This is a genomic window from Mycobacterium sp., assembly GCF_039583785.1.
In the GTDB taxonomy this organism is placed as follows: Bacteria; Actinomycetota; Actinomycetes; order Mycobacteriales; family Mycobacteriaceae; genus Mycobacterium.
This window is the reverse complement of sequence record NZ_JAVKSG010000099.1, coordinates 1-8,397: the sequence shown is the minus strand read 5'-3', so window position 1 is coordinate 8,397 and position 8,397 is coordinate 1. Positions and strand designations below refer to the sequence as shown.

Genomic DNA, 8,397 nt, shown 5'->3' with positions numbered 1-8,397 from the left:
CGCCAGCACAAATTTCATTAGGAACTTTGACCTTCACTTCCAATACGCATCTTGGTTGGACATGCTGCGGGCAACGCCGGGCTAGCCCTTCGAAAGGCAATACATCCGGTATGACTGTTTCCCGCTCACCATGTCCCGGTACAGCGGGCTCCGCATCGTGGGTGCGGGGGCTATTGGCCGCACCAATCGCGGTGCCAAGGAATCCCAAACCCCTCCCCAATGCGAGGCGTTCAGGTCCGCGCCCCGCAGGACTGCGGTGTTAATTTCCCGCCCCGATATCATCCGCATTCCCGAACCCTTCAGGTCCTTCTCCCGTTGATCGCACTGGAACCACTGCCACATATCGGTGTAAAGAAATGTCCCGCCTGGGCACAGCACTCTTGTGACTTCGCTGAGGAACCGATCGAAGTGGGGGTACAGGTGCGAGGATTCGACGTTGATCACGGCATCGAATGACTTTGTAGGGAAAGGGAGGTCTTCGGCATTGCCCTGGATGAACTCCACCCCGGGAAGTTGGTGGCGGCGCCGGCAGAACTCGATGCCGGACGTATTGAGGTCCAGCCCGATATAGGATGCCGGCTTGAACGTGCGGCTCAAATAGGATGCTCCGCCGCCGTGTCCGCAGCCCACTTCGAGTATCCGCTTGCCCGCGAGTCCACCGTATTGGGTTGCGGTGGCGTGGTAGAGCTGGATGGGATAGCGGTACTGCTCGTCGCCGGGGTCCAGTGGTATGGCCACGGGCGGGTCTTCTTCGTAAGCCCAGTTCAGGAACAGCACGTCTTGGCCGGCACGGCGGGACATGTAGGCGTATAACGGTTTGTGGACGCTCGTGTTGAGCCTCCACAGTAAGCTCCGGGCCAGGCGGTCTACGGCTGTCACCGAGCACTAACCCCATGGCCCATAGAGGCGCACGCTTCGACTTCGCCACGCGTTCTCCAATTCGCCAGCACAGTTTTCATCGCGGATCCTGACCTTTCACTTCCTATGTGTATTCTTCGAATCCAATACAGCCGGTGTGCCCGTCGAGAGGACTCGCGCTAGCCCCTGAAGCCATCCACCGACGCTGATGCTCGCGGCCAGGTACGCCGGAGAACGCCTCACTCGTTGACGAAGCAGTAGATCCGGTAACTGATCTCGCTATTTAGCAATCTGCGGTAGAGAATCACCCACATCGCAAAGTAGAAAGACTCCCGAACGCGAGCCTTCTTTAAGAGCATAGCGGGATATGTTTTCTCTATTCCCCGAGCAACCTGCTCATTGATGGTCTTTTCCGAAATGAGCTGCATGGGGGCGCCGCTCAGCTCCTGTCCCCACCTCGCGAGTTCGTGACGCCGGCGGACATCGGCGTAGAGAAAATGACCTCCGGGGCGCAGTACCCGCGCGACCTCCTCAAGAAACCGGGGAAACCGAGGGTAACAATGCGACGCTTCGATATTAATCACGGCGTCGAAGGATTGATCGGCAAAGGGAAGCTTCTCGGCGTTGCCTTCCACGAAGTCCAGGCCGGGCAGTGGGTGCTTTTTTCGGCAGAAGTCCAATCCGACCGGGTTTAAATCCAGCCCTGTGTAAGAGGCCGGGCCCAGCGTGCGCATCACGTAGGACGCGCCACCACCGTGCCCGCAGCTAACCTCGAGCACCCGCTTGCCGGTGAGGTCCACCTGGTCTGCCACGCGGTGGTAAAGCTGGATGGAGCATCGGTTTGGTTCGTCGGTTTCCGTCAACGCCAGAGCCATCGGCGGATCTTCCTCGTAGCCCCAGTTTAAGAACACCGTGTCGTTATCGCTGAAAAAGCGACTGTTAAGGCGATACCAGTACTTATTGAAAAATGGATGGGTACGGCGATCTTTCCGTTGCTTACGGTTTTTTAGGACATCTGTGGACGCGGCCACAAGCAGCTCCTCCTCAGGGGTTTGAGTATTTCGGCAAGTATCTTCGGCATGAGCTAATTGAAGGTGTGGCCAATTCGCGGGTAAAGTAGGGCATCGCTCGTAACAGAACTCATTGGCCGCCCTGCGGCTGACTCCCAGCGGGCCCGTTGAGGTACCACGGGTTGGCCCGTGCCCAGGCGATGGTGCGGCGGATCCCTTCCTCGACGTCGACCTGCAGGCGCCAGCCCAGCTCTCGCTGCGCCTTGGTCGAGTCCGGGATACGACGAGGGATGTCCTCGTAGCGACCCCCGTAAAGTGCTGCAGTGTCGACAGTTTCGGCCGCGGACACCGAATCGACACCGGCGATCTTGATCGTCAGCTCGACAACATCACGCATGGTCGTCTCGGTCATGCTGCCGATGTTGAAGGTTTCACCGATCGCCGCGCTGCTGTCGGACGCGAGCAAGGTGCCGGCGACGGCGTCATCGACGTAGGTGAAGCACCGCGACTGGTCCCCGGAGTCGTAGAGCAACGGCTGGCGGCCGTTGAGAATCCGGTGAATGCTCTGCGAGACCACGAATATCGGATTCTGCCGCGGGCCGTACACATTGAAATACCGAACCACCGTCACCGGCAATCCGAAGGCGTCGTGCATGGCGAAGACAAGATGTTCGGCCATCGCCTTGCTGGTGCTGTAGCTCCAGCGTGCGGTCCGTGTCGAACCGACAACGCGATCATCGTCTTCGGCGAACGGCGGGTTGGGGTTCTTGCCGAACACCTCAGACGTGCTGGCGAACACCACGCGTGTTCCGTGCCGATGGCTCAGTTCGAGAACGTTGCGAGTACCGATCACGTTGACATCGAGAACCCGCAGCGGATCGTTGAGATAGTTCTTGACACCGACGACCGCGGCCAGGTGGAAAACCACGTCGACGCCGGGAGTCAGGGCTTTTTCGAGTGCGGTCAGATCAGTGACGTCGCCTTGCACGAACCGGAAGTTGGCGTGCCGGTCGAAGTCGATACTGGTGTCACGGCTGTTCTTGGCGAAGTCGAAGACCGTGACGGAGTCGCCGCGATCCAGCAGTGCGGAGACCAAGTGTGACCCGATGAAGCCGTAGCCACCGGTCACAACGGCATGAGACATATTCGCTCTTTCGATTCGGCGCCTACCGGCCGATGCCCTTGTAGACGAAGCCGGCGGCGCGCACTGCCGCTGGGTCGAAGCTGTTCCGGCCGTCGAGGAACACGCACCCGGCCCTCGCCAGCTCCGCCAGCCGGGACAGCGGAACCTGGTGGAACTGGCGATGGCCCGCGAGCACCACTAAGGCGTCGGCGCCCTCGACCGCCGTCTCGATGTCTGCGGTCAGGGGGATGTGCGTCACGGTGACGGCGTCTTCAACGCCCACCCATGGATCATGGACCGAAAGTTCGCAGCCGGACTTCTCCAGCAGCGCGACGACATACTTGGTCGGGGTGAGTCGGCAGTCGCCGGTGTTGTTCTTGAACGCGATGCCCAGCACCGCGATTCGGCTGGTCTCGATTTCTTTGCCCTGATCGGCGAGTAACTGCGTGAGCAGGCCGTAGGTGTAGGCCGGCATCGTGTCGTTGACGGTCCGCGAGGTTCGCGGAATTGCCAGGTCCAACCCGAGGGAGTCGCCCAGGTGGTTGACGAACCATGGATCTTTCGTCAAGCAGTAGCCGCCGACGCCCATGCTCGGCCTCAAGATGTTGACCGGACTGCTGCCCTTCGGCATCGTGTTGGCGGCCTCGATGACTTGCAGTGCGTCTATGCCGAGGCGGTCGCACACCTTGGCCAGCTCGTTGGCCAGCGCGACGTTGAGGTCCACCCAAAGGTTGTCCGCAAGCTTGACCATCTCGGCGGTCCGCGGATCCTCGACGATCACGGACTCCACCCCGAGGGCGTGCCGCCACAGCGTGGCGCAGGCGCGAGCGCTGCGTTCGTCGACGGCACCGACCACGACGGGGATCGACGTCAGCTCGTGGATTGCCTGGCCCTCGGCGAGGCGCTCGGGGCAAAACGCCAACCCGAAGTCGACCCCGGCGCGCAGCCCCGAGGTCTCTTCGAGGATCGGCCGAACAAGGGTCTCGGTGGTGCCCGGCGGCACCGTGCTCTTGAGGATGACGACGTGGCCGGGCTGCAAGTACTCGCCCAAGGCTCGCGCCGCCGCCTGGATGTCGTCGACGATCGGTTCGTAATCCGGACCGAGCGGCGTACCGACGTTGACGATGACGAAGTCGTTGTCCGCGATGGCGCTGAAATCGGTCGTGGCACGAAGTCGGCCGACTCGCACGTTGTCGGCCACGAGCTCACTGAGCCCCGGCTCAGCCACGGTGGTCTTGCCGAGGTTGATTTCGTCGACGACGCTCTGCCGCACGTCGATGCCGGTGACGGGCCAGCCACGATCAGCCAGCACGGCGCCGATCACCGTGCCGATGTAGCCGAAGCCCACCACCGCGATCCCCGATCGCATGCCGCGTACCAGCAGGTCGATCTCGGCGTCGCTACGCCCGAACGCGCCTTTCAGCATCGTGGAATCTCACCCTTCAGTCCCCCGTGCACGTTCTTTGACATGAAAGCGGGCCCCACCACCCCGGCTAGCCTGCGGGCAGTCTAATCCAACACCTGACCAATAAGACCTGAAAACCGGATGTTTGCGCCAGCCAGCCGGATGTCACCCGACCCGAGCAAGGCGGGCGAACTTTTCCACCTGGTCTGCGGCGGCCGTGGCGCTTGTGACGGGTTCGGTGATCCGGGGTGCGATCTCGCGGGCGCGGGCGCGGTATTGCGGGGCAAGGATCCGACGCAGGTCCGCGACCAGCGACTTTTGGGTAGTGGTCGAAAAGCGCCGTCCGGAGCCCACTTTCAGTCGTTTGAGCTGTGCCGCAAAGAACGGCTGATCAGGCAACGTCCACAGGATCAACTGGGGGATTCCGGCCCGCAGGCCCGCCGCCAGAGTGCCCGCGCCGCCATGGTGCACGACCGCCCGGCAAGCCGGAAAGATGGTCGCGTAATTCACCACGCCCACCACTTTGACGTGCTCGCCATCGGGGACCTTGCCGAAATCAGTCGAGCCGGAGCACACCAACGCCCGTTCGCCCAGCTGCTTGCACGCCGCACTGATCATGGCGAGAGTGTCGGCGGGCGACTCGACCGGGACGCTGCCGAACCCGAAGCAAATCGGCGGCGTTCCCGCGGCAATCCATGACCCGACCTCCTCGTCGGCATCCGTCGACAAAGCCATCGCCAACGCGCCCACAAAGGGGCGCTGGCCAGCCCATTTCGCCCATTCGGAAGCCAGTCCGGGAAAGTACACCTCGTCGTAAGCCTGGATTTCCAGCGAACCGCGGTCTGCGATGCGCCGCGGCGCTGGGGCTTTTGCCTTCGGTAGGCCGAGTTCACGACGCTGGGCATCCTCACCCTTCTTCGTCCCGCGCCAGACCAGCCAGTCGTTCGCCGTCATCACCGCGCGGCTCAACGGCGACGGCAGGAACGGCAAAAGCCGGCCGTGGGCCCGCGCCGGAAAGAAATGCAGTGTTGACAACGGAATGCCGTAATACTCCGCGACATTGGCAGCGGGCTGCTCGAAGATCAGGCCGGTGAGCAGCAGATCGGCGCCGGCCGCCACCGACGCCAGCGACGTGGTCATCTCACCCCAGCATTGCGCGGCGAATTCCTCGGTTTCGCGGCCCATCCTGTTCAGCTCCTTGAGCTTCCAGGGTGTGCGGAAGTAGCACGTCCAGTATTTGCGTTGCAGGTCCATGATGGGTTTTGAATCCAGCCCGTAGGCGACCGCCTGCAGTCCCGCGGCCTCGGTGAAGTTGACCAGATTGGGTGGGACAGCCATCCGCACGTCGTGCCCTCGTCGTAGCAGCTCCCGGCCGACGACGACGGCGGGTTCGATATCGCCGCGGCCCCCATAGCTCGCGAGAACAAATTTCACCGCACCCTGGCCTCTCAATTCGACGCACGCATAATATCTGGGGCGTCGCACGTTGTGGCCGGTTCGTGGGCTATCGGCTGGGCGTTCACAAAGTGGCTTGTGGCCATGACGCTGAGGAGTCTGATTCTGGCTGGCAGCGAACTGACTGCGCGCGAGGCGGAACGCGTCGTGTGGGACGTGATCGTGATCGGCAGCGGAACAGGTGGGTCGTCGGCGCTCTACGGCATGGTCTGTGAGCGATTCTTCGCTGCCGATTTCACTCCCCGGCAGAACTTCCGCGACCCGGGTGACTCCACCGTGCCGGATGCCTGGCCGATCAGCTATCAGCAGCTGGCGCCGTGGTATGCGGAGGCCGAGGCATTGTTGGGGCTCGCAGCCGACGCCCTACGGGTGGCCGCGCACGTCAACCACGCCCACTTCGCCACCTGACCGGATCGACCGCAAATGGGTGCAGAGCCAAAGGAGACCGATGGTACAGATCACAAGCCGCGCACGAAAGTTGCTCAATGACGCCTACATTCAGCGACTTTTAGGTCGGCCTCAGCGTGCGGCTCAGTTGTGTCGTGAGGCTTTGGAAACCGCGGACTACTCAACAACGCATCTCAAAGCGCACGACATGCTGGCGGAACTTGAGTTTCCTGGCGAAGATTATTTCCGAGTTCTTGCCCGCATTCATGAACACTTGAAGCCGGCCACGTACCTGGAGATCGGCATCGATCAGGGGAGGTCGTTCGAAATCGTCAGGCCGGAAACGTTGGCGCTGGGAGTCGATCCGAATCCGAACCTGCAGAAGCCATTAGGGCCCCGCCAGCGGGTGTTCTCGCAGACCAGCGATGATTTTTTTGAACAGTGCGACGTGATTTCCGAGCTGGGCGGCCGGACCTTGGACCTCGCTTTCATCGACGGCCTCCATCACATCGAGTTTGCCCTGCGCGATTTCGTCAACGTGGAAAAGTGCTGCTCTGCGGAGTCGATCATCCTCATCCACGACGTGTACCCGATCGATAGGATGAGTGCCGCTCGCGAACGGGCTTCGTGGTTTTGGAGCGGAGATACCTGGCGCTTGATTCTCATATTGAAAAAGTATCGGCCAGATCTGACGGTCAACGTGATCGCTTCGCGCCCGACAGGGCTGGGGATCGTGCAGAATGTGGACCCGCGTTCGCGTGTACTTACCGAGCGTCAGCACGAGATCATTGATGAATTCCTGGCAATGGACATCGCAGTGCTCGACGGACGAAAAGATGAGATGCTCAACCGTTTTCCGAACGACTGGACGTCCATCGCCCGGCTCATCGATACGGGTGGACGTGCTTGAAGGAAGCAGTCACCGCGAAACGCGTCAAGCGGGCGAGACCACTAGGTTGTAGCGGTGGCCCTCGCAAATTGAGAGTCGATGACGTCAGTAGACTGACGATCGGTAAATATTCTTTTTTTCTGCAAGATGATTTGGTAGAAGGCATTCAGAACGTTGTATTCTCCGTTTTGGTATCGCAAAAACAGATTGATCGCCCATGCAGGGTTGGCCCGCGCACGCGGATAACACGCCCACAGAAGGTCATCGAAAATCATTATCCCGCCCCGCTTCAACAGACGCCAGGCGTTGATCCCATCTGTGAGCACATCATCGGCAAAGTGCGATCCATCGACATAGATCACATCAAATTTCTGATTTTCATCGAGCAGTTGTGGCAACACGTGCAGCGACGATCCCTTGCGCTTCGTTAGTCGCGCTGCATACGGGGCAACATTTCTATCGAAACGGGCCTCGCTGTTTGGCAAGTCGAGCGCTGCGTTGTAATGATGATCGCCGTCGACGTGATCATCGCTGGAGTCCCATTGGTCAACAGCGGTCAAGTGGCCTTGTGTAAAATAGGTCAGGAAAAACAGTGCTGAACGTCCTTCCCACGACCCGATTTCAAGAATGCGCACAGGGTCCGCGCGATTAAAGATTTTGGATAGGGTCAGGCACCACTGCACAATATTCCAGTCGTCCACATCGAAGTATATTGCATTGAACTGACCGTGCGCCGCGTTCTCCTTAAACTCCGCACGAATCTGAGCCACATGTTGTGCCGCGCCTGATGGAACCCCACGCTTGACCAGCACATAGCGCACATTGTCTGTAAGACAGTGCCACAGCACAGAGGGTTGCCTGCTCCCGATCCATAAGAAAAATACGCGGGCTGCGTAACGAATTTGAGTCATGTTGCGGCTGAAACCGTACATTTCGATCCACCTCGGCAAAATCTTCGACTGGGTCGTTGGAGGATAGCAGGGCGGCTGGTCTGCATTCACGCCTTCGTTCGTCGTGAACGTATGCCGATATCGGTAGTCGTCGCGCGCCCCCGGGCTCAGGACGAACTTTTAGACCGCGGCTACAGCGAGAAACGCGTCGAGGATGAGCTGCACAATCTCGGCAGGCGTACGCACAGTCGTGATACCCCGCAAAGGCAAACCCGGCGCTGCCCGGCAAGCCCAGGAGCGCTGGCCTGGCAATGTCAACTTAAAGTGGCCCCACTGTGACGGTGTGGATTGGCCCCACCCTGCGAGATCTTTCCGGGCCC

8 protein-coding genes are annotated in these 8,397 nt (G+C 60.6%); 2 read left to right on the top strand and 6 right to left on the bottom strand.

Annotated elements, in window-relative coordinates; genetic code table 11:
- Nucleotides 1-81: 81 nt before the first annotated feature.
- The 5 genes from ABDV69_RS19105 to ABDV69_RS19085 all read right to left on the bottom strand — a co-directional run bounded on the left by ABDV69_RS19105 (nt 82) and on the right by ABDV69_RS19085 (nt 5,830).
- Nucleotides 82-879 (bottom strand): phthiotriol/phenolphthiotriol dimycocerosates methyltransferase, encoded by a 798-nt coding sequence (locus ABDV69_RS19105; protein WP_343577201.1) that lies wholly within the window; start codon nt 877-879, stop codon nt 82-84.
- Nucleotides 880-1,097: 218 nt separating this feature from the next.
- Nucleotides 1,098-1,889 (bottom strand): phthiotriol/phenolphthiotriol dimycocerosates methyltransferase, encoded by a 792-nt coding sequence (locus ABDV69_RS19100; protein WP_343577200.1) that lies wholly within the window; start codon nt 1,887-1,889, stop codon nt 1,098-1,100.
- Nucleotides 1,890-1,998: 109 nt separating this feature from the next.
- Nucleotides 1,999-3,012, bottom strand: coding sequence for a GDP-mannose 4,6-dehydratase (locus ABDV69_RS19095; RefSeq protein WP_343577199.1), 1,014 nt, complete (start codon nt 3,010-3,012; stop codon nt 1,999-2,001).
- A 22-nt stretch (nt 3,013-3,034) separates the two neighbouring features.
- On the bottom strand, nt 3,035-4,417 hold the full coding sequence (locus ABDV69_RS19090; protein ID WP_343577196.1) for a nucleotide sugar dehydrogenase: 1,383 nt from the start codon (nt 4,415-4,417) through the stop codon (nt 3,035-3,037).
- Between the two features lie 144 nt (nt 4,418-4,561).
- A complete protein-coding gene (locus ABDV69_RS19085) occupies nt 4,562-5,830 on the bottom strand; it encodes a glycosyltransferase (protein WP_343577194.1) in 1,269 nt (422 codons plus the stop codon).
- A gap of 105 nt (nt 5,831-5,935) precedes the next feature.
- Between ABDV69_RS19085 and ABDV69_RS19080 the strand changes: the two genes are divergently transcribed.
- Nucleotides 5,936-6,259, top strand: coding sequence for a hypothetical protein (locus ABDV69_RS19080; protein WP_343577191.1), 324 nt, complete (start codon nt 5,936-5,938; stop codon nt 6,257-6,259).
- Between the two features lie 40 nt (nt 6,260-6,299).
- Nucleotides 6,300-7,148, top strand: coding sequence for a class I SAM-dependent methyltransferase (locus ABDV69_RS19075; RefSeq protein WP_343577189.1), 849 nt, complete (start codon nt 6,300-6,302; stop codon nt 7,146-7,148).
- Between the two features lie 41 nt (nt 7,149-7,189).
- On the opposite strand, the gene ABDV69_RS19070 is transcribed toward ABDV69_RS19075, so the two are convergent.
- Nucleotides 7,190-8,059: a class I SAM-dependent methyltransferase gene (locus tag ABDV69_RS19070; protein WP_343577186.1), complete on the bottom strand. Its 870-nt coding sequence runs from the start codon at nt 8,057-8,059 to the stop codon at nt 7,190-7,192.
- Nucleotides 8,060-8,397 lie beyond the last annotated feature (338 nt).

Bases quoted from the DNA above. Each gene is read 5' to 3' on its own strand.
- ABDV69_RS19090 (WP_343577196.1), bottom strand. From the start codon at position 4,417: ATGCTGAAAGGCGCGTTCGGGCGTAGCGACGCCGAGATCGACCTGCTG.
- ABDV69_RS19080 (WP_343577191.1), top strand. From the start codon at position 5,936: ATGACGCTGAGGAGTCTGATTCTGGCTGGCAGCGAACTGACTGCGCGC.
- ABDV69_RS19075 (WP_343577189.1), top strand. From the start codon at position 6,300: ATGGTACAGATCACAAGCCGCGCACGAAAGTTGCTCAATGACGCCTAC.
- ABDV69_RS19070 (WP_343577186.1), bottom strand. From the start codon at position 8,059: ATGTACGGTTTCAGCCGCAACATGACTCAAATTCGTTACGCAGCCCGC.
- ABDV69_RS19095 (WP_343577199.1), bottom strand. From the start codon at position 3,012: ATGTCTCATGCCGTTGTGACCGGTGGCTACGGCTTCATCGGGTCACAC.